This window comes from Paenibacillus konkukensis (genome assembly GCF_023523925.1).
Lineage (GTDB): Bacteria > Bacillota > Bacilli > Paenibacillales > NBRC-103111 > Paenibacillus_S > Paenibacillus_S doosanensis.
The window spans coordinates 3,821,534-3,840,524 of the sequence record NZ_CP027059.1; the positions used below are offsets into that span (position 1 = coordinate 3,821,534).

At 53.3% G+C, this 18,991-nt stretch carries 23 protein-coding genes; 8 read left to right on the forward strand and 15 right to left on the reverse strand.

From position 1 onward, the window contains the following. Nucleotides 1-37: 37 nt before the first annotated feature. The 6 genes from SK3146_RS16395 to SK3146_RS16420 form a co-directional block, all read right to left on the reverse strand. Nucleotides 38-1,072 carry an HD-GYP domain-containing protein gene (locus tag SK3146_RS16395; protein ID WP_249866004.1) on the reverse strand — a complete coding sequence of 345 codons (1,035 nt, stop codon included), beginning with the start codon at nucleotides 1,070-1,072 and terminating at the stop codon, nucleotides 38-40. A gap of 18 nt (nucleotides 1,073-1,090) precedes the next feature. Next, entirely contained in the window at nucleotides 1,091-1,582 is a 492-nt protein-coding gene (locus tag SK3146_RS16400) for a methylated-DNA--[protein]-cysteine S-methyltransferase (protein ID WP_249866005.1), read from the reverse strand. A 1-nt stretch (nucleotide 1,583) separates the two neighbouring features. Beyond that, on the reverse strand, nucleotides 1,584-2,759 hold the full coding sequence (gene queG / locus SK3146_RS16405; RefSeq protein WP_249866321.1) for a tRNA epoxyqueuosine(34) reductase QueG: 1,176 nt from the start codon (nucleotides 2,757-2,759) through the stop codon (nucleotides 1,584-1,586). Between the two features lie 53 nt (nucleotides 2,760-2,812). Further along, nucleotides 2,813-3,409, reverse strand: a complete 597-nt coding sequence (gene lepB, locus SK3146_RS16410) for a signal peptidase I (protein WP_249866006.1) — start codon at nucleotides 3,407-3,409, stop codon at nucleotides 2,813-2,815. Between the two features lies 1 nt (nucleotide 3,410). Beyond that, nucleotides 3,411-3,974, reverse strand: coding sequence for a DUF402 domain-containing protein (locus tag SK3146_RS16415; protein WP_249866007.1), 564 nt, complete (start codon nucleotides 3,972-3,974; stop codon nucleotides 3,411-3,413). A gap of 283 nt (nucleotides 3,975-4,257) precedes the next feature. Continuing rightward, on the reverse strand, nucleotides 4,258-4,680 hold the full coding sequence (locus tag SK3146_RS16420; RefSeq protein WP_249866008.1) for a GNAT family N-acetyltransferase: 423 nt from the start codon (nucleotides 4,678-4,680) through the stop codon (nucleotides 4,258-4,260). A gap of 353 nt (nucleotides 4,681-5,033) precedes the next feature. Between SK3146_RS16420 and SK3146_RS16425 the strand changes: the two genes are divergently transcribed. Beyond that, nucleotides 5,034-5,966 (forward strand): ABC transporter substrate-binding protein, encoded by a 933-nt coding sequence (locus tag SK3146_RS16425; RefSeq protein ID WP_249866322.1) that lies wholly within the window; start codon nucleotides 5,034-5,036, stop codon nucleotides 5,964-5,966. Nucleotides 5,967-6,152: 186 nt separating this feature from the next. On the opposite strand, the gene xylA is transcribed toward SK3146_RS16425, so the two are convergent. Beyond that, nucleotides 6,153-7,322 carry a xylose isomerase gene (gene xylA, locus SK3146_RS16430; protein WP_249866009.1) on the reverse strand — a complete coding sequence of 390 codons (1,170 nt, stop codon included), beginning with the start codon at nucleotides 7,320-7,322 and terminating at the stop codon, nucleotides 6,153-6,155. Nucleotides 7,323-7,613: 291 nt separating this feature from the next. Between xylA and SK3146_RS16435 the strand changes: the two genes are divergently transcribed. From SK3146_RS16435 to SK3146_RS16450, 4 genes are all read left to right on the forward strand, one after another. Then, a complete protein-coding gene (locus tag SK3146_RS16435; protein WP_249866010.1) occupies nucleotides 7,614-7,790 on the forward strand; it encodes a hypothetical protein in 177 nt (58 codons plus the stop codon). A gap of 99 nt (nucleotides 7,791-7,889) precedes the next feature. Next, nucleotides 7,890-8,504, forward strand: coding sequence for a superoxide dismutase (locus SK3146_RS16440; RefSeq protein ID WP_249866011.1), 615 nt, complete (start codon nucleotides 7,890-7,892; stop codon nucleotides 8,502-8,504). A gap of 241 nt (nucleotides 8,505-8,745) precedes the next feature. Further along, a complete protein-coding gene (locus SK3146_RS16445; protein WP_249866012.1) occupies nucleotides 8,746-9,870 on the forward strand; it encodes an HD-GYP domain-containing protein in 1,125 nt (374 codons plus the stop codon). 46 nt (nucleotides 9,871-9,916) lie between these two features. Further along, complete coding sequence (locus tag SK3146_RS16450) at nucleotides 9,917-10,579, forward strand: Crp/Fnr family transcriptional regulator (protein ID WP_249866013.1); 663 nt, start codon at nucleotides 9,917-9,919, stop codon at nucleotides 10,577-10,579. A 90-nt stretch (nucleotides 10,580-10,669) separates the two neighbouring features. Here the strand turns inward: SK3146_RS16450 and SK3146_RS16455 are convergent, their stop codons facing one another. After that, nucleotides 10,670-11,299 carry a hypothetical protein gene (locus tag SK3146_RS16455; RefSeq protein WP_249866014.1) on the reverse strand — a complete coding sequence of 210 codons (630 nt, stop codon included), beginning with the start codon at nucleotides 11,297-11,299 and terminating at the stop codon, nucleotides 10,670-10,672. A gap of 226 nt (nucleotides 11,300-11,525) precedes the next feature. Then, the gene (gene mutY, locus SK3146_RS16460; protein WP_249866015.1) at nucleotides 11,526-12,644 is read right to left on the reverse strand and encodes an A/G-specific adenine glycosylase; all 1,119 of its coding nucleotides are present in this window, start codon (nucleotides 12,642-12,644) and stop codon (nucleotides 11,526-11,528) included. Between the two features lie 71 nt (nucleotides 12,645-12,715). Between mutY and SK3146_RS16465 the strand changes: the two genes are divergently transcribed. The 3 genes from SK3146_RS16465 (at nucleotide 12,716) to SK3146_RS16475 (ending at nucleotide 15,073) form a co-directional block, all read left to right on the forward strand. Then, complete coding sequence (locus SK3146_RS16465) at nucleotides 12,716-13,576, forward strand: AraC family transcriptional regulator (protein WP_249866016.1); 861 nt, start codon at nucleotides 12,716-12,718, stop codon at nucleotides 13,574-13,576. Between the two features lie 152 nt (nucleotides 13,577-13,728). Continuing rightward, complete coding sequence (locus SK3146_RS16470; protein ID WP_249866017.1) at nucleotides 13,729-14,115, forward strand: c-type cytochrome; 387 nt, start codon at nucleotides 13,729-13,731, stop codon at nucleotides 14,113-14,115. 196 nt (nucleotides 14,116-14,311) lie between these two features. After that, complete coding sequence (locus SK3146_RS16475) at nucleotides 14,312-15,073, forward strand: SIMPL domain-containing protein (RefSeq protein WP_249866018.1); 762 nt, start codon at nucleotides 14,312-14,314, stop codon at nucleotides 15,071-15,073. 121 nt (nucleotides 15,074-15,194) lie between these two features. On the opposite strand, the gene SK3146_RS16480 is transcribed toward SK3146_RS16475, so the two are convergent. The 6 genes from SK3146_RS16480 to SK3146_RS16505 form a co-directional block, all read right to left on the reverse strand. Continuing rightward, entirely contained in the window at nucleotides 15,195-15,713 is a 519-nt protein-coding gene (locus SK3146_RS16480) for a DinB family protein (RefSeq protein ID WP_249866019.1), read from the reverse strand. A 42-nt stretch (nucleotides 15,714-15,755) separates the two neighbouring features. Then, nucleotides 15,756-16,268, reverse strand: coding sequence for an acyl-CoA thioesterase (locus SK3146_RS16485; protein WP_249866020.1), 513 nt, complete (start codon nucleotides 16,266-16,268; stop codon nucleotides 15,756-15,758). Between the two features lie 28 nt (nucleotides 16,269-16,296). Then, on the reverse strand, nucleotides 16,297-16,704 hold the full coding sequence (acpS, locus tag SK3146_RS16490; protein ID WP_249866021.1) for a holo-ACP synthase: 408 nt from the start codon (nucleotides 16,702-16,704) through the stop codon (nucleotides 16,297-16,299). A gap of 30 nt (nucleotides 16,705-16,734) precedes the next feature. Further along, nucleotides 16,735-17,544 carry an ammonia-dependent NAD(+) synthetase gene (gene nadE / locus SK3146_RS16495; RefSeq protein ID WP_249866022.1) on the reverse strand — a complete coding sequence of 270 codons (810 nt, stop codon included), beginning with the start codon at nucleotides 17,542-17,544 and terminating at the stop codon, nucleotides 16,735-16,737. Nucleotides 17,545-17,634: 90 nt separating this feature from the next. After that, nucleotides 17,635-18,069: a BrxA/BrxB family bacilliredoxin gene (locus SK3146_RS16500; protein WP_249866023.1), complete on the reverse strand. Its 435-nt coding sequence runs from the start codon at nucleotides 18,067-18,069 to the stop codon at nucleotides 17,635-17,637. A 160-nt stretch (nucleotides 18,070-18,229) separates the two neighbouring features. Then, nucleotides 18,230-18,667 carry a DUF3905 domain-containing protein gene (locus SK3146_RS16505; protein ID WP_249866024.1) on the reverse strand — a complete coding sequence of 146 codons (438 nt, stop codon included), beginning with the start codon at nucleotides 18,665-18,667 and terminating at the stop codon, nucleotides 18,230-18,232. Nucleotides 18,668-18,991 lie beyond the last annotated feature (324 nt).

Below are 18,991 nucleotides of genomic sequence, written 5' to 3' on the forward strand. Positions count from 1 at the left end.
CTTACATACAAATAGGTTTTTCTAGCATTCCTTCTAGCTAAACGATCACATTGTCGATAAAGACCGTCGTATGCTGAGCTAGATCGATTTCCTTCACGTCCAAGTCCCGTTCGGACCAGTCCGATTGGATGACGCGGACGACGGGGCGTCCCGGAAGTCCCCTGTGCTGGCCGACGACGACGGCCGTTTCCCGGGTCGACAATCTGACCGAAGCTCCTGTAGGGTAGACGGACACCGTACGCAAAAAGTGGATCACGATGTCCCGGTCAAGCTGGCTGCCGGCCAGCGCCATAATATGCTCGCAAGCCTCGTGCGGCTGCATCCGGCGTCCCGTGGACAAATTAAACAGCAGATTGTCATACCGATCGGCTACTGCCGTGATTTTGGCGTAAAGATGAATCTGCTCGCCGGGAATGCGTCTCGGCAGCCCCTCGCCGTCGATTCGCTCGTGATGTTGAAGCGCTACGTGCGCGATGAGCAGGCTCAGCTCGCGCTTATTTTTGAGCAGTTCGAATCCGCGCCACGTATGATGCTTGCGCAGATCGTCCGATTCATCGTCGACGAGCGCATCGATTTTGCCGATGTCGTGCAGCAGCGCGCCGATCGCAAGCTCTCTGAGCTGATTCATGGGCAGTCCCATATGAATGCCGACCATGACCGACATCATGCAAACGTTCATAGCGTGGACGTACATCTCGTTGTCTTCCGTCCGTATATCCGATAGCTGGACGAGCACTTCCTTATTCTTCATGATCTCTTCCAGCAAATTGTCGATACTGCCGTTAATGCTGCGCGTATTAAGCTCCTTGCCCGAACGAATCGTCTCGAACGTCTCGCCCATCCGCTGCATGACGGCCCGTTTCGTCTCTTCGGGCACGACGTCGGCGATTTCCACGTCTTCAAACTGCGGATCTTTAATATAAATCATCGTAACGCCGATTCGTTTGAGCGTCGTAATCATATAGACGGTCAACTGCACGTTCTCGGAGAGCAGAATCGCCCCTTTACCGGAAAAAATCGTCCGTCCCAAAAATTGCCCCGGCTCGACGTTATCAATATGAATATGTCTCACATGCGCCCTCCGCCCTATTCAAATCATTATGCTGCCTTCAAGCCGCAGTAAAAAGGTCTTGACGTCAAGTCCGCCGCCATAACCGACCATCGCTCCGTCCGCTCCGATCACGCGGTGGCACGGTACGATCACCGGAACCGGGTTGCGGTTATTCGCGCCGCCGACAGCGCGCACCGCCTTCTCGGACCCGATGGCTCGGCCTATGTCTTTGTACGAGCATATGCCCCCGTAAGGAATGTCCGTCAGCGCATGCCATACTTTCGTCTGGAAGGGTGTGCCCCGCAGATCGAGCAGCAGATCGAAGACTTGGCGTTCGCCTCGGAAATACTCCGTTAACTGCGCTTCGGCCGCCGCGAGCGCCTCCCGGCCGGGAACCCACTCCCGCGTGCCGAGCCAGCGCTCCGACCATTCACGCAGTCCAGCCTTCGCATCCGCCCAACGGCCGAATTCGACCCGGCATAAGCCTTCCGCGGTAGCGCCGAGCACTAACGGCCCGATCGGCGATTCCATCTCAATGTACTTTATCGTCCTCTCTTGCATAAGCCTTCTCCAGCTCCTTCCTGACTACGGCGTCGAGCTCGCGGTCTCTCGCCGCCTCTATCGCTTCCAGCGCCTGCGGGCCTCCGATGCGCCCCAGCGCCCATGCCGCGGCGGCGCGGATCTCCGGCCGCTCGTCCCGCGCCAGCAGCCGTGAAAGCTGAGGCACCGCGTCCTTGTCCTTGAAATGCCCCAGCGCCAGTATGGCGTTGCGCTGAATCGGCTTCTTGCCGCGCCAGGAGGCGGCGCTGGAGCCGAACCGCTCTTTGAACTCGCGGTTGCTCAGTTCAAGCAGCGGCAGCAGAAGCGGCTTGGCCTGCTCGGGATCGGGCTGAAGCTCCGGCTGATGCGTCCAGTTCTTGCCTCTATTTTTCGGGCACACAATCTGGCACGTATCGCATCCGTACAGACGGTTGCCGATCTTCTCCTTCATCGTATCGTCCTCGATATGCCCCTTCGTCTGCGTAATGAACGAAATGCAGAGCTGCGCGTTCAGTTGCCCCGGACCGACCAGCGCGCCGGTCGGACAAGCGTCGATGCAGATCGTGCAATCGCCGCAGCTTTCGGTCACCGGCGTATCCGGCGGCAGCGGGAGGTTCGTAATCATCTCCCCGAGATACACCCAGGAGCCGAACTCGGGCGTAATTATGGAGCAGTTTTTCCCGCTCCAGCCGATCCCCGACCGTTCGGCGACCGCCCTATCGACAAGCACTCCCGTGTCGACCATGCTCTCCATCCGCGCTTCCGGCACCCGATGCCTGATCCATTCCTCCAGCCGCTGCAGCCTGTCGCGCAGCACATGATGGTAATCCATGCCCCATGCGGATCGGGACAATATGCCCCGGTACGCTCCCGGCTCGGAGCGCGGCGAATAAGGAAGCTTCGACGGATACGCCACCGCGATGGAAATAATCGAACGCGGCCCTGCGAAGCTGAGCGACGGATCGGTTCGTTTATCGATATCCGGCTCCTCGAATCCCGACTCGTAGCCTTTCTCGCGATGCTTCAGCAAAATATGTTTAAGCTCGGTAAAAGGCTCCGCACTCGCTATTCCGATCTTGTCGATGCCAAGCTCCGCGGCCGCTTCCTTCATATCCGCCTTAAGCTGTAGCCAATCGATTCCGCCGCATTCTACCGCGCCGCTGTGCATCTGTCTCACCTGCCTTATTTTTGACCCCTAAGCCACATTAACCGTCCTGCGCTTTATAATGCTCGCCACTTGGAGATAGGCCACACGATCCATTCCGCGCGGCCTTCCAGCTTATCGACGGAGACGGTGCCGAAGCTGCGGCTGTCGTAGCTGGCATGACGATGGCGATTATCCCCCATCACGAACACATGCCCGGGCTCCACCGTATAGGGCTCGAACCGTCCGTCTTCTATCGGCGAATCCGTATAGCTTTCATGGCTTTCTTCCCCGTTCACATACAGCTTGCCCTGACGAATATAAACCTCGTCTCCGGCCAAGGCGACGACCCGCTTCACGAGATAAGGCGAGTCATTGTCGCTCCCCGCCGGTTCCTTGACGACAACGACGTCTCCCCTTCGCGGACCTCCGAGCACCCGGAACGTCTTATTAATGAACAGCCACTCCCCCTCCACGATCGTCGGCTGCATGGAGGAGCCTTTCACCATGGACAGATGGAAGCCGTACTGATGAAGCAGCAGGACGATGAAGAGCGCGATAACGACCGATTTCATCCAATCCCACACTTCGGCCAAAAAGCTTGTGGAGCTGTCGGCGTCCACCGGCTCCCCGGCCAGCCCACGGCTCAGCTTCTTCTGAGAGAACAAACCCATCCTACGCCTCCGTTCCCTGACCTTTCCACTTTTCCCAATGGCGGTAATAATCATGCACCCATTCGTCGTGAAACGGCGCCTTCCCCCGTTCGATCCGCTGAAGCAAATCGCTTAATCCCTGTTTGACTTTGGCATCCACGATGGACGAGTAATGGTAACAAATCTTATGCCTTTCGTACTCCTCCTGATCGACGACATGCACGGAGCCGCCGGGCATCCGGATCACGTCCAGATCGTAATCGATATACGTAATGACCCTCCCGTTCACATAAGGGGGAGATGCCACGTTGCAGTAGTAACGCACGCCGGACTCTTCCAGCAGCGCGACTACGTTAAACCATTGCTTCGGTATAAAAAAAGAGACTCCCGGAATCCGGCTTACCCATTCCTTCCCGTCCGCTTCGATAATCTTCGTTTGGCTGTTGATCAGAACCATCATCGCTTCGGCTTTATGCACCTCTTGCAGCAGCGGTTCGGGCACCATGCCGTTCTCCATCCATGTGCGGTGCAGATGTCCGTCATGCTTGAAGCTTTTTATGATATAGGAAGTAAACGTCATCGCCATGAAGTCCAAACCCTTCTATAATAACGTACGGTCGGCCGATGCCCGGCCATTCGGACGGCGCATCGGATGTTCGCCATAAAAGCAATCTTTTTCTTAGCATAAACTTATGTTCGGCCGCTTTCAAGAGCATTCCCCCGAAAAACGGCAAAATGTTCGACGATTCGCCCGTTTTGGGCGCCACGCTCGAAATGGTACAAAAAAAGCATAGCCTGCGCTTTTCGCAAAATGGCTATGCCGGTTCATTGCTTTCAAATGATAATCGATGTGGCTTCTCCGTTAGCGGTCAGCCGTTGACGATGCTTAAGCGATGCGTGGTTCGAAAGAAATCCTCGGCTTGATAGCCCGCCGATTCGTACACCGGTAAAATCGTTTCATTATGTACGTCTACCGTAATCATAATACGACGCACTTTTCTTTGAACGAACCGCTGCCTCATGGATTCAATCAAAGATTTGCCGATGCCTCTTCGCTGATATTCCGAACTGACGGCGATACGGTAATAATATCCGTTGTGATTGTCAATGGTTCCTACGATAACTCCAACGATTTGGTCATTCTCGACGGCGACAAGCACCAATTCGCTATCCCATGAAAGCTGTCTTGCAAAAGCTTCCATAGTTTCCTCATAACAGGCTTCTGTCAAAACATCTTCGAACAGCTTGGTAACGGAAACGTAATCGGACAATTGAAAGGAACGAACAAGCATCTTTGAACTCTCCCCGCGGCTTGGATTGGTAAATTATAAAATACGACAAATCTTGCGGAAATCCTGCTAATTTTCGAAAAAAACTCAAAAAAACTTCATAAAATATTAAAATATGAGTGAAAGCGCTATTTTTTAAGCGTTTTCATAGCAATTGCTCTCATTTTGTCGTTCCTTTCCGCGGTTTTTCCGTACGTTATTCTATTGACACGGAAGGCAAGAATGAGTAGAATCATTGAGAATGATTTTCATTATCCGGGATAACTAAGGGGAGATTACTTTTGTCGTTCGATCACTTTTTCAGCCTAAAAAAACCTTCGGCTCTGCTGCTTGCTCTGATCGCTGCGCTTGTGTTCATGATGTCCGGCTGCGGCCAAAGCGCAAGTCAAAATAATGCCGCAGGCAGCGCGCCGCAGCAATCGACCGGACAACCGGAGAAAGCCGGCGAAGCGTACACGGTGAAGCACGCCATGGGAGAAACCAAAATTACCGGCAAGCCGGCGAGAGTCGTCGTGCTTACCAATGAAGGCACCGAAGTGCTGTTGTCGCTTGGCATTAAGCCCGTCGGCGCCGTGAAATCCTGGTCCGGGACTCCTTTCTACGATCATCTGAAAAAAGACCTGGAAGGCGTAACGGTTGTCGGCGACGAGAACCAGCCTAACCTGGAGGCGATCGCGGGATTAAAACCCGACTTGATCATCGGCAACAAGCTGCGTCAGGAGAAGGTGTACGATCAATTGTCCGCCATCGCTCCAACCGTATTTTCCGAAAAAATCAACGCCGACTGGCAAAAGAATTTCAAGCTGTACGCGGAAGCGCTGGGCAAACAAGCCGAGGGCGACGCCCTGCTAAGCAAGTTTGACTCGCGCGTCGCCGAGTTCAAAACGAAGGCCGGCGACAAGCTGAATATGAAAGTTTCTCTAGTCCGCTTTATCCCCGGCAAAACGCGCATCTACTTTAACGATACTTTCGCCGGATTTATGATGAAGAAGATCGGCTTCCAGCGCCCTCAAGCGCAAGATAAAGAAACGTTCGCCGATGAAATCAACAAAGAGCGCATTCCGGATATGGAAGGCGATATTCTATTCTACTATACCTGGGATAACGATAAGAAAGAAGCCAGCCAGGTGGAGCAGGACTGGACGAACGATCCGCTGTGGAAAAACTTGAACGTCGTCAAAAACGGCAATGTGCATAAAGTAAGCGACGATATTTGGAACTCTTCCGGCAGCATTATTTCCGCCAATCTGATGCTTGACGATTTGGAGAAAATCGTTCTTAAGAAGTAAGCGAAGCTCGAAGCTTCTATAATAAAGAATTGCCGTTCAAGAGGGCCGTGCGCCCTCTTTTTTCTTTTGCGCTCCTGCAGCGGACAGACATACCGGAGCACAGCAAAAAGACACCCGCCGCCGCAAAAACGGGAGGGTGTCTCAAGCGGACTACATAGAAAAGGGAAAAACAATTAAAGGTCTGATTTAGCGAACGCCGAGCAAAATTTCCATCGTCAGTTGATCCAGTCTTTCGTAGTTGATGCCTTCGGCACCGACTGTCGCGCGATCGATCTGGTAGCCTTTCAACGCTTGGATGCTTTCTGCCGAGAATTTGAAGTCGAAGCCCGGCAGCTCGAGCTTCTTGCCGTTAATTTCTTGAAGCAGCGCCTGAATTTCCTTGTCTTCGTTGAAGCGTTTGACTTTGTCCTTCAGGATCAGGTAAGTTCTCATGTTGCCTTTGGCAAATTCGATAACGCCATTGCGGTCTTCGGTACGCAGCGCATGCGCGTCGAAGTGCAGCATGCCTTGATAGTTATAGTCTTCCAGCAGCTTGACGAGGAAGAACGCTTCCTTGACGCCGTCGGAGCCGAAGCGCAAGTCTTGATCGAAGCGGCCCATCTTCTGGTCGTTCAAGTCGATGTGGAACAGCTTGCCGGCATCCAGCGCCTGCGCTACCGCATGATAGAAATTCAAGCCGGCCATCCGTTCGTGAGCAACCTCGGGGTTCACCCCTACCATCTCGGGATGTTCGAGAGTCGAGATCAAGCCGAGCATCGCTCCGGTCGTCGGCATATAAATATCGGCGCGCGGCTCGTTCGGCTTCGCCTCCAGCGCGAACCGGAAGCCGTATTTTTGCGAAATGTTATATTCGCACAAGAAGTTGATCGCTTCTCTGTAACGCTTGGTCGCTTCGACCGCATCTTTCCCCGCGTCGACCTCGGAGCCCTCGCGGCCGCCCCACAGCACGAAGGTTTGCGCTCCGAGCTCGGCGCCAAGATCCATCGCCTGGATCGTCTTCTGAATCGCGTAAGCGCGTACACGAGGATCGTTCGATGTGAACCCGCCGTCTTTGAAAACCGGATCGGTGAACAAGCTGACTGTCACCATCGGCACCTTCAGTCCCGTCTCGTTCAACGCGCCGCGGAATTCGTTTACAATCCGCTCTCTTTCCGCTGCCGTCGCATCGATCGGCACCAGGTCGTTATCATGCAGGGTGACGCCGTATGCGCCTAACTCAGCAAGCATGTGAACGGATTCAACCGGGGCGAACCCTTCGCGAACCGGCAAGCCGAACGGGTCGCGGCCCGGGTTGCCTACGGTCCACAGTCCGAATGTAAAACGATCTTCTTTTTTAGGAATAAATGAATTGCTCATCAAGACACCTCCGCATATACTTTGTTTATTCGATAAACTATGTATCTGAGAATTAGTTTATCACTGATCGCGCAAAAATAAAAGACCTTCTCGGATCATTTCCGCGCATTTTTTTGAGCTTTCTCGCGGACTGTCCTCTCCCGGCCGAAGCGCCCCTCCTGCCCGCCGGCATCCACGTACCGCGAAGCCAACGACGCCCCGGATGCTATGTCCGATGGCTGCGCATAAAATCCATCCCCCCGAGAAATGATAATGCAGGAAAAAATATCAACCGGAGAAAGGAGGAGCGCCATGCCAAGTCAGGAGGTCCGCAGGATTCACGAGCTGAACGATATTAAAGCCGAAGCTTGGACGGAAGAAGAGCTGCATTACCATCAACGTGTCATGAGCGATTTGTCCCCTTGGCTGAATGCCCAGGGAACGGCGATGCTGAGCCAAATTATTCAGGAAATTCAGCGGCGCGATTAAAACGCACACTTTTTATACATACATGTTGATTTTATTTCGAAAATAGAGGATAATAAGTACTGGAATTCGAAATTACATATTCTTAGGAGGTATTTACGAATGGCACATCAATTACCAGCACTGCCTTATGCAAACAACGCGTTGGAACCGCATATCGATGAAACTACGATGATGATTCACCACGATCGTCACCACAACACTTACGTAACCAACTTGAACGCAGCGTTGGAAGGTCATGCCGATCTTCAAGCCAAATCCCTTGAAGACCTGATCGCTAACCTGGACAGTGTACCTGAAGCCATCCGTACGGCTGTTCGCAACAATGGCGGCGGACATGCCAACCACTCCCTGTTCTGGGAAATTATCGGGCCTAACGGCGGCGGCGCTCCTACAGGCAAACTGGCTGACGCTATCAACAGCGAGCTGGGCGGCTTCGATAAATTCAAAGAAGACTTCGCTAAAGCGGCTACTACCCGTTTCGGCAGCGGCTGGGCTTGGCTCTCCGTAACTCCACAAGGCAAATTGGTTGTCAGCAGCACTCCTAACCAAGACAGCCCGATCATGGAAGGCAACACTCCCATCCTTGGCTTGGACGTTTGGGAGCATGCTTACTACTTGAAATATCAAAACAAACGCCCTGACTACATCGGCGCGTTCTGGAACGTTGTGAACTGGGCTGAAGTAGGCAAACGCTACGAAGCTGCAGCAAAATAAGAGCCGTTATCTGCGGAGGGGAGCCTGATCGGGCTCCTCTCTTTTTCATGGCTAGGGTCCCGGTATGCCTGATGACAATTTGTTCAATTTTGGTAAACTTTCGTAGCATTTTTTAAATAGATATGAAATAATAAAAACCAAACCGATTGTCGATGCATTAAGCCCCGCCAGGCCTTAACGGTCAAGCTCGCAACCGAGCCCGCGAATCTACTAACCGAATATAGAGGTGGTATAAAGGTCGATGAGACTACTCCCTATCTCCATGGTGCAGCCCGGCATGCGGATCGGTAAATCCATTGTGTCCGAAGAGGGGCAAACGATGCTCCGCTACCACTCCGAGCTTACCCAGCCTGATATTCGCAAATTAAAGCTTATGGGCTACCAGCATTTGTTCATTGAGGATGAACGGACCGAAGATATCCGAATCGCTGACGCTCTGAACGAAGATACCATAACGGCCGTCCGGCTCCATCTGATGCCCGCGTTCCAGCGGCTTCAGCAATCGGGCGATTGGAACAGCGGCGATATGCGCTCCTTATCGAAAGCCGCCCTGAAGAGCATGGAGCTGATCCTTGACGATCTGTCCGAGCAGTACCGGCATTCGCCCGAGGAAGATACGATTCTGCTGATGCATATGAACCGAAGCAGCTTATCGGTCGTTGACCAGTTGTGCCGCAACGCCTTGAACGTCTGCGTCTACGCGACCCGTATCGGCCTTCTGGAGGGTTACGGACAAGAGCAGCTTTACGCGCTCGGTCTCGGCGCCATGCTGCATGATATCGGCAATACGCAAGTATCCCCGAAGCTGCTGCTCAAAACAGGCCCCCTTACACCGCTCGAATATGAAGAAATTCAAAAACATACGGAGTACGGCTATAAAATCGTCAAGGATGCTCCGGGCATTCCGCTCTTATCCGCACATTGCGCTCTGCAGCATCACGAAAAAATCAACGGCAGCGGCTATCCGGCCGGACTCACCGAAGCAGGCATTCATCCGTTCGCCCAATGGGTCGGGCTGCTGGACGCTTACGATGCGATGACCAATCCGCGTCCTTACCGTCCTGCCTTCCCGCCGGATCATGCTCTGGAAAATCTTTTCACAAGAGCGGGAACGCTGTATGATAGAGATAAGGTGGACTTTTTCCGCGACAAAGTGGCTATATACCCTGTCGGGCTAAGCGTCCGCCTGAGCACGGGACAGATCGGCATTGTGGCGAAGCACAATCCCGGGTTCAAGCAAAGGCCGGTCGTTCGCATTTTGACCAATGAGCAGGGTGACGATTTGAGCGAGTCCGTCGAACTCGACTTATCCCGTCATCTAAGCATCATGATCTACCGTATAGGGGAAGACGCATTGGTACATTAGGATTAAGAAAAGAGATGAGCAACAGATGCAGAATATTGTTCTTTTATTGAAAGAAGTACCTATATTTGAGCATTTATCCGCAAGCGAGCTGGAATCGATTGCTCCTCTTTTTGCGGAGCGGCATTATAAGAAAAATACGGTTTTATTCCATGAGGGCGATTCGGGCAACGAATTTTTCATCATTGAAACCGGCGTCGTCAAAATTTACCGGATGGACTATACGAAGGAAGTCATTTTAAGTTTGTTCCGGGAAGGCGATTATTTCGGGGAAATGTCGCTTCTGGAGACGGGGATGACCCGCTCCGCTACCGTGGAAACATTGGCCTCGACGACCATGTACACGCTCAAGCGATCCGATTTCATCGAATTTCTCGAAAAGTCGCCCAAACTGAGCCTCAAGCTGCTGCAGGTCACTATGGAGCGGCTGCGCAAAGCCAACGAGCAAATCTACGATCTGACCTTCCTTGACGTGCGCACGCGCACGATTAAGGTGATTGCCCGGCTGGCGGAGGAGCATGGCGTGTCCAAACAGAGCGGAGTGACGATCGCCATGAAGCTGACGCATCAGCAGCTCGCCAATATGGCCGGAACGGTGCGGGAATCCGTCACCAAGGTGCTGCAGGAGCTTCAAGAAGACGGAATCATTACCATCGATAAGAAAATGATTAATATCAAGAGCATGAGCGCTCTGAAGGAACGGATTATTTAAATGCCGAAAAAAGAAGCCCGGTTCTCCGTCCAACCGATCGTTGGCGCCAAGAAAACCGGGCTGTTTGGTGTGCCGAGGAAGAGCTGCAGGCTAGTTAAAAGTAATGCTGCTGATACTGCCTCCGGCCTTCGACCAAGCGGTATGGTTGAACCCCGCGCTGACCGTACTTACAGAAATATACACTTTCCCGGTGAATGGCGCGGAGAGAGAATGAGTCGGGGCTGTAATATTACCTAACCTTGTACCGCTTATGTTTCGTTCATATCGGATTGGGTTGTCAAGGTTGACTGTCAGCCGGCCTGAATCGTTATTGTCCGCATCGTCGGACGGGGTATCCCATGTGGCATCCAATATGTAATCCCCGGAACCGTCCGGATTTCTCAGGTAAATGCTTAAGGAGACGGTGTGCCAATCGCCCATATCGTCATAGCAGCTAGTATAAAAATCGTAATCGAATGAAATGGAACTGACATTTTGAACATCAATGACCGTGTCCGAGCTGGAGGCGCCGTAAAAGCTGTTGTCATACTGCCCGTTCGTGGTGAAGCCGACCTCGGTCCAACCGTCGCTTACGCTGGCGTACCCATAAGGCTCATCTGCCCACGCACTATTATTCCAAACAATAGGGCCGACCATTGGACCGCTCGCAAAGGCGGATTGAACCGTTACCAGAAAGAAGCATAAAACCAGAAACACGCTTACTGTTTTTTTGAATTTCACAAAGCCTTCCTCCTCAATCATAGTGAATAAAAGCTAGATTCATGATACGGCTGGCCAGCCATTTCACATTATCACACAAAGATTTATGGAAGAATATAGGTCATATGATCCCAAATTTTTCAATAAAATCCACAAAGAGGTCAGCTCCATTCCAAACATAAAACGGCAAAATGCCCCAGTCCGAAATTGCGAACTATGGCCTTTTGCCGTTTGTATTTTAAAGAAATTATAAGGAGAAGTATCGCTTCAAAATTTTAAGGAATACGTTCGGAAAAGCATACTGCTCCATCGTATCCCGGTTCACCCATTGGTAATGGGAAGGCAGCAGCATACCCGTGCCGGACGGAACAACCGATGGCTCCAGACTACAGGTTACGACCTGCATATCCCAATGAATGTGACTGAACGTATGCTCGGCATGCATAAAACCTTGTCCTGGCCGAATGCCGATCGTCTCCAGCGCGAGCTGCTCCGTCAGCACGGAGATCGAAGCAGGCACACCGGACGCATCCGCATAGCCGAACGGCACCTCCACATGCGGCAGCTCCCACATCCGGGCAAGCAAGCCTTCCTGCGGACGCTGCCGGATCAAGATATGGCCTTCCTGCGGCCCGCTTCCTTCGATCAGCGCGGCGATCCGGTATTCCGGGCGCGGAGGCTTGGCCTTCTTCTTCACCGGCAGCTCCTCCTCCATCCCCATCTCCCTCGCGGCACAATGCTCCATCACCGGACAGGTCAGGCAATGCGGGGAACGCGGCGTACAGACCATCGCCCCGAGCTCCATCAAGCCTTGATTGAAGTCGCCTGCCGCCCCTTCGGGAATCAGCTCCTTGGCGAGCTTTTCCATGATCCCTCTTGTGCCGATCTTCATAATATCTTCTTCGATCAGAAAATAACGCGACAGCACCCGCATCACATTGCCGTCCACCGCGGGCTCCGGCTTATTATACGCGATGCTCAGCACGGCTCCGGCCGTATAGGGGCCGACGCCCTTGAGCGTCGAAATCTCCTTCAGCGTGTCCGGCACAACTCCGCCGTAGCGCTCCTGCACTTCCCTTACCGCCCCCTGCAGGTTGCGGGCTCTCGAATAATAGCCTAGCCCTTCCCACAGCTTCAGCACTTCTTCCTCCGGTGCGTTAGCCAGCGCTTCCATCGTCGGAAAACGCTCGGTGAACCGGTGAAAGTACGGGATGACCGTATCGACCCGCGTTTGCTGGAGCATAACTTCCGAAATCCATATATGATAAGGGTTGCGGCTGCGGCGCCACGGCAAATCGCGGCGGTGCTTGCGGTACCAGGCAAGTAAATGCTCGGAAAAAAACTGTTTTTTCTCGTTTGTATCCATGAGGTCTCCTTCTAGTAAAGAACGATATGATATAATGAATGGCGATTGAATCCATCGGAGGAGTGAAAAATATGTTAACTCCCGGTGAATTGGCGGCACGACTGAACAAGCTGGTCATCTCCATTCTTCTTGTCGGCCATCAAAAATGCAGCCCCGAGTGGCATCAGCTGCCTCGATCGATCCGGCACAATTCGGTCTGGCTCATCATCAAAGGCAAGGGCTCGTTCACCATTAACGGGAAGCACTATCCGGCGGAGCCCGGAAAGCTGTTCTGCTTCAGCCCCGGCATGATCGTCGAGCGGACGACCGATCCCGAACAGCCGCTAGAGTACTACTTCCTCCGTTTTCATTATACGGAAACTTACGAAGAGAAGGAACAGTGGATTTATCGCAATGCTGCGGAAACCGCCTTCCCGCTCGAAGGGATGTACACGGTCAACAATACGCCGCAGCTGATCTATTTGTTCGAGCAGCTCGACATTTTGTGGAAGCGCAGAGGGCATATGACCGCCATGCGGCGCAAAATACTGCTCCTGGAGCTGTTCCTTACGCTGATTCAAGACTTCCGCGCCCAGAAAATCGCGGGGGATACGACGGCCGCCATCGAGCTGACGCAAGATTATATGATCGGCCATTACCAGGAGCCGCTAACCTTGGAAAGCCTGGCGCAGATGGCCGGGCTCAGCGTGAGCCATTATTCCCGCTTATTCAAGAAATATATCGGGTACAGCCCTATCGACTATTTGACCCATCTGCGCGTCGACCGCGCCAAGGAGCTGCTCGTGCTGTCCGATTACCGGCTGAAGCTGATCGCCAGCAGCGTCGGCTATACGGACGAATTTTATTTCAGCCGCATTTTCAAAAAGGTAACCGGGGTCTCTCCCCGCGATTACGCCAAAAAACACCGGTTCTCCCCTTTGATGGACTGTTAGGAGCCCGTTGTCGGATTTCAATCCGTTCGGCGATGGGAGCCGTCCGAGACGACGCTCCAACCGCGGTTTTGCAAAGTTTGACAACATTCGGCGAAAAGTGTACGCTACCCCTGAATGAAGAATGACACGGATGACATAGGGGAGGATTTCGGATGAACATGCTTTATAAAGGACTCGGCTGGGCTTCCGTACTGCTGCTGGCAGGGGCGATCGCCGGATGCGGAGGAGCCGCCAAACAGAGCGGCGAGCCCTTCGGCGGCGCCGGCAAAAATGCCTCATCCGCGCAAGGGGATCAACTGGCAAGCGCGCCGGAGCAGGCGCAGGCGCTATATAAACAAAACTGCATGTCTTGTCACGGCAACAATCTGGAAGGGAAAGTCGGCCCCGATTCCAATCTGCAAAAAATCGGCGCCAAGCTGACCAAGGAACAGATCACCAGCCAAATTTTGAACGGCGGCGGCGGTATGCCCGCTCTCAGCTCCAAGGTCAAACCGGAGGAAGCGCAAGTTTTGGCCGAATGGCTTGCCGGAAAAAAATAACGCTCCCCCTTGCCCGCCCAATTCCCGCGGCTTTCTTGCCGCAGCGGATATATGACCCGATGCAAACGGCATAACGAAGATGCACTGCTCATGATCCAACGGAATTTTAAAAATTCCGTTCTTTTTTTTGCAACATTTATCCAAGCATCTTCGTTTGTAAGGGTGGAAACAACAATTTGGGAATCGGGGGAATATCATGAAATCCACTGTAAAAAGCAAGATTATCGTCGGAGTCGCTGCAGTCACTTTGCTTACCGGATTGACCTACTTTACAACCGCATACCCGTCAGGAGTCGCTCCGGCCTACGCCGCCCAGGAAGACGCGAGAAACAGCATTTCCGTCAGCGGTCAAGGCGAGATCAAGATTACGCCGGACGTAGCCTACATCAGCCTCGGTGTAGTAACCAAAGCCGATACGGCCAACGAAGCGCAAGCGAAAAATGCGGAAAGCTTCCAGAAGCTGACGTCCATGCTGTTCGATACGTATAAGCTTGACCAGAAGGACGTGAAGACCTCCTCGTTCCAGGTGCAGCCGGTATACAACTACACCGATAAAGAACCGGTCATTACCGGCTATTCCGCATCGCAAACCGTTCAGGTCACTTACCGGGATATCGATAAAATCGGCACCTTCCTCGACGCCGCATCGGGTGCAGGCGCAAATCAAATTAACGGCATCCAATTCGATACGGAGAAGCGGCAGGATTATGAAATTCAAGCGATCGACTCCGCTATGAAGAATGCCGAAGTGAAAGCCAAAGCGATTGCCAAGACGGCCGGCAAAGAGCTCAAAGGCATTATGAATGTCGCCGAAGGCGGCACATCGGGCTGGCCGGTGGTTCGTCAGTACAGCCCGATGATGATGAAGGCGGATATGGCTTCTTCCGCAGCCGGAACGAGCATCTCCCCCGGAGAACTGACGATTACGACCAGCGTTACGGTCCAATACGAGTTTTAATCGGGCTTGCAATAAGTAGTAAGCGGTAATCGACAGGATGCGAAAAAGGAATCTTCCGCGGTTTTAGCCTACCGCATGAAGATTCCTTTTTTTCTTGCCGTCCTGACGGCTCCTGCATCTTTTACCCAAGGCCGTATCGTTCCTGAAGCACGCTGCGATGATGCAGCTCATGACCGGCAATAATACAAGCCAGCGCCCGCACGGACAGCACGCTGTTATTGGCCACGCCTTGCCGCGACCAGGCTTCCTCGGTCAAACCGCGAAGCAGCGTTAACGTCGCTTGGCGAACCGCCGTCAGATCTTCCAGAAGATCGGTCAAAGAACGCCGGTCGAAGAACGATTCGCGAACGAACGGTTCCTGGTCGTACCCAGCCAAAGTTCCCGTGTCTCCCCGGGCAATGCGGAGCAGGCGGTAAGCCATAATGCGCTCGTTATCGGAGATGTGGCCGATGACTTCCTTAATGCTCCATTTGTCCGATTCGTACCGATAGCCTGCCTGCTCCTCCGTGAGCGGCTGCAGCAGCGCCAATGTCGTCTGCAGTTGCTCCTTCAAAATATCGCTCAAGCCGCCCTCCGGCACCAAACGGATATAGGTGTCGTAATAAGGTGCGTACTCCCTGCTGTCAGGACGCTGCTTCATCTCTTATCCCCGCCTTTATCGTTATCGGTTGCACGCTGTGTTCTACTCCCAAGGAAACTTCGTCGTCAAATGGCCGGAAAATTGCAGGCTCTCTTCCCTGCGGTTTCTCCGCATTTCCGCGCGGCGAGTGGCCGTTTCGTTCAACCTGCGCTCCTCTTCGGTCTCGGGAACAACTCTCGGTACCGTAACAGGGCGCTTATTCTCGTCCAAGGCTACGAACGTCAGAAACGAAGTCGCCGCAATCGTTCTCTCCCCGCTCTTCAAGTCTTCGGTAATCACCTTCACGAACACTTCCATGGAGCTTTTGCCCGTCCATGTCACGAACGATTCCAAGCAGACGGAATCGGTGGGACGGATCGGCGACAGAAAGTCGACAGAGTCCGTGGACGCCGTGACGACGGATCTGCGGCAGTGCTTGGAGGCCGAGATGGAAGCGATATCATCGATATAAGCCATTAATTTGCCGCCGAATAACGTATTGTGATTGTTCACATCTGTCGGGAACACTCTCGATGTTTTATAAGTTCTCGATTCTTTCACGTACCGCTGTTCCATCGCAAAGTTCCCCCTATGTGCTAGTTCCCTACTTATTGCTTGGTTCGGCTCTTCGTTCGGCGATCGCATAAGCCATAGCCGCCGTGTCCGTATGAGTAATGCTGAGATGAATGACCGCAGCTCCCGCTTCCATGCCGAGCCGGAGCCAAGCTTCCTCCGACAGACGGCACAGCGGCTTGCCGGCATCGTCAGGCAGCACCTCTATGTCCTGCAGCGATACCAGCTTGCCAATGCCGCAGCCGAGCGCCTTGCTGACGGCCTCCTTGGCCGCGAACCGGCCGGCGACGAATTCGGCGAGGCGCCCTTTGCGGGCATCGGCCAAATCCCGTTCCGCCGGCGTCAGCACGCGTTCGATAAACCGTTGTCCGGAAGAGCCGTCCACTATGTTTTTTACCCGGCCAATGTCCAGGAGATCCGTTCCGATTCCGATGATCATGAGAAACGTCCTTTTCTTCAAAACGTAAATTTAAATGCCGGGGATCGGCGCGCGCTTGTGCTCCGTCTTCAAATACTGCTTCTCGAGCTTTTCCTTGGCGGCCGGATCGATTTCCTTGCCTTCCAGGTAAGCGCTGTTCGCTTCGTAAGTAATGCCGAGCTCGTTCTCGTCGGTCTGCCCTTCCCACAAGCCAGCGGTAGGAGCCTTATCGAGCACGCTTTGCGGAACGCCCAGCTTGGCGGCAAGCTGTCTTACTTGACGCTTGTTGAGCGAGCTCATCGGCGTAATATCGACGGCTCCGTCACCGTACTTCGTGTAGAAGCCGGTTATCGCCTCCGAGGCGTGGTCGGTGCCGACAACAAGCAGGTTCAGCTCGAACGCGAGCGCATACTGCATGACCATGCGCGTTCTGGCTTTCACATTGCCTTTGCCGCCGCGGCTCAAATGACGATGCTCGCCGATCGATTTCAATCCGTGCTCGGCCTCCAGCGCGATCTCGTTGACCGCTTCCTCGATGTTCGTTTCAATCCGGTATTTAAGCTGGAACGCTTCGGCTACGGCATAGCTGTCGGAAATATCGCTCTGCTCGCCGTAAGGCTGAAATACGCCTACCGTCTTGTACTCTTTGCCAGTTTCCTGAGTCAATTCATCCGTCGCACGGACGCATAGACCGGTGACGACCGCGCTGTCGATGCCTCCGCTGATCGCGATCAAAAGTCCTCTCGCTCCCGCGCCCAGTACGTATTGCTTCAGAAAATCGACCCGCTTGCGAATTTCTTCATCCACATGAATTTCCGGCTTCACGCCGAGCTTGGCGATAATATCCTGTTGCAGGCTCATCGTCTACATACACCTCTTCTACTCTCTTTTGACTATAGAAAACTCCCGATCGGCGCATAGATGCCGTCAGGAGCTTTAATGTACATAATATTACTTGCAGAACTCTTCGAAAGCGCCGACCAGGTCGCCTGCGATCATTTCCGCCGAGCGATCTTCGATCTGATGGCGTTGAATGAAATGGACGAGCTCGCCGTCTTTGAACAATGCGATGGAAGGCGAAGAAGGCGGATACGGCGCCAAGTACTCGCGGGCTTTGGCCGTCGCTTCCTTATCTTGGCCTGCGAAGACGGTGAACAGATGGTCCGGCTTTACTTCGTGCTGAAGCGCTTTGGCCACGCCCGGACGGCATTGTCCGGCGGCACAGCCGCACACGGAGTTAATAACGAGCAGCGCGGTGCCTTTAGCGCTTTCCAGCTTCTCGACGACCTCTTCCGGCGTACGCAGCTCCGTAATCCCGATGCGGGTCAAATCATCTCTCATCGGTTGAACCATATCTCTCATGTATGACTCAAATGACATGGACATGTACAATTCACTCCTTTTACCTACATAAGGATTTACAAACTTTCGTTTGTCTTATTATACATCGGCTGTCAAGGAAAGCAAAGCATCTGTTTACTCCCCGCGCCAAATAGGCCGTCTCACGCGTCAGAGCCATGAGACAGCCTAAGCATTGCCGATGCGGCTATTTACTGCCGGAAAAACCGTTCTCCGTGCCGCGCTCGTTCGCCGGTTCCTCGCCTTCATTATCGCTGTACGCCTGATAAGCGACGTTTTTGTCCGCGTGCATAAAGCCGCCGGTTTGAGGGACGATGCCCTTCTCGAAGTAATCCTTATTTTCGGGAGAATGAAAACCTACGTCTTTGAACGGATGCACCCATTCGTCTCCCGACATCACCGCCGGATCAACGTCTTCGGACCAATTTTCCAACGGAGACTGCTCCGATTCGTACTCATGATCGCCGATCACGACGCCATGGGAGTTCACGAACGGTTCTCGAGGCCCTCTCCCCTCCAAAAATTGAGGCAGAAAGTTAATTTCAAACGGATCGAGCTCGCTCTGCTCCTTGGCCTGCTTAGAAGTCTGACGCAGCGATTGACCGCCGCTTTCCTTACGCTCCATATGTCTCCCTCCTTCATGCGTTATCCGCTCCTGCGGCTTGAGCGCTCGAGGCTTCCGCCGCAGATAACCTTCTTCCGCCTGCCTATTCGTGTGATGCCGCAGCCCGTTCTATACGGAAGGACGGTTCGGGCCGTCCAGCTTTTTATCGTGCACAGCTTTTCCTGCGGATGTTTGTTTATTTTGAAGAGCCTGTTTTTCTTGTTCCTTGGAATTTTGCGTGTTAGCCATATTCGTTTGCCACTCCCTTCACCGTTATTATGCGTAGCCTAAGGAAAATCACTCAAAGCTTCAAAAATTGGCACGGCTTAATGTGTAAGAACCGCT

Bases quoted from the DNA above. Each gene is read 5' to 3' on its own strand.
- SK3146_RS16400 (WP_249866005.1), bottom strand. From the start codon at position 1,582: ATGGAATCGCCGATCGGGCCGTTAGTGCTCGGCGCTACCGCGGAAGGC.
- queG (WP_249866321.1), bottom strand. From the start codon at position 2,759: ATGCACAGCGGCGCGGTAGAATGCGGCGGAATCGATTGGCTACAGCTT.
- lepB (WP_249866006.1), bottom strand. From the start codon at position 3,409: ATGGGTTTGTTCTCTCAGAAGAAGCTGAGCCGTGGGCTGGCCGGGGAG.
- SK3146_RS16415 (WP_249866007.1), bottom strand. From the start codon at position 3,974: ATGGCGATGACGTTTACTTCCTATATCATAAAAAGCTTCAAGCATGAC.
- SK3146_RS16420 (WP_249866008.1), bottom strand. From the start codon at position 4,680: ATGCTTGTTCGTTCCTTTCAATTGTCCGATTACGTTTCCGTTACCAAG.
- SK3146_RS16425 (WP_249866322.1), top strand. From the start codon at position 5,034: ATGATGTCCGGCTGCGGCCAAAGCGCAAGTCAAAATAATGCCGCAGGC.
- xylA (WP_249866009.1), bottom strand. From the start codon at position 7,322: ATGAGCAATTCATTTATTCCTAAAAAAGAAGATCGTTTTACATTCGGA.
- SK3146_RS16435 (WP_249866010.1), top strand. From the start codon at position 7,614: ATGCCAAGTCAGGAGGTCCGCAGGATTCACGAGCTGAACGATATTAAA.
- SK3146_RS16440 (WP_249866011.1), top strand. From the start codon at position 7,890: ATGGCACATCAATTACCAGCACTGCCTTATGCAAACAACGCGTTGGAA.
- SK3146_RS16445 (WP_249866012.1), top strand. From the start codon at position 8,746: ATGAGACTACTCCCTATCTCCATGGTGCAGCCCGGCATGCGGATCGGT.
- mutY (WP_249866015.1), bottom strand. From the start codon at position 12,644: ATGGATACAAACGAGAAAAAACAGTTTTTTTCCGAGCATTTACTTGCC.
- SK3146_RS16465 (WP_249866016.1), top strand. From the start codon at position 12,716: ATGTTAACTCCCGGTGAATTGGCGGCACGACTGAACAAGCTGGTCATC.
- SK3146_RS16470 (WP_249866017.1), top strand. From the start codon at position 13,729: ATGAACATGCTTTATAAAGGACTCGGCTGGGCTTCCGTACTGCTGCTG.
- SK3146_RS16475 (WP_249866018.1), top strand. From the start codon at position 14,312: ATGAAATCCACTGTAAAAAGCAAGATTATCGTCGGAGTCGCTGCAGTC.
- SK3146_RS16480 (WP_249866019.1), bottom strand. From the start codon at position 15,713: ATGAAGCAGCGTCCTGACAGCAGGGAGTACGCACCTTATTACGACACC.
- SK3146_RS16485 (WP_249866020.1), bottom strand. From the start codon at position 16,268: ATGGAACAGCGGTACGTGAAAGAATCGAGAACTTATAAAACATCGAGA.
- acpS (WP_249866021.1), bottom strand. From the start codon at position 16,704: ATGATCATCGGAATCGGAACGGATCTCCTGGACATTGGCCGGGTAAAA.
- nadE (WP_249866022.1), bottom strand. From the start codon at position 17,544: ATGAGCCTGCAACAGGATATTATCGCCAAGCTCGGCGTGAAGCCGGAA.
- SK3146_RS16500 (WP_249866023.1), bottom strand. From the start codon at position 18,069: ATGTCCATGTCATTTGAGTCATACATGAGAGATATGGTTCAACCGATG.
- SK3146_RS16505 (WP_249866024.1), bottom strand. From the start codon at position 18,667: ATGGAGCGTAAGGAAAGCGGCGGTCAATCGCTGCGTCAGACTTCTAAG.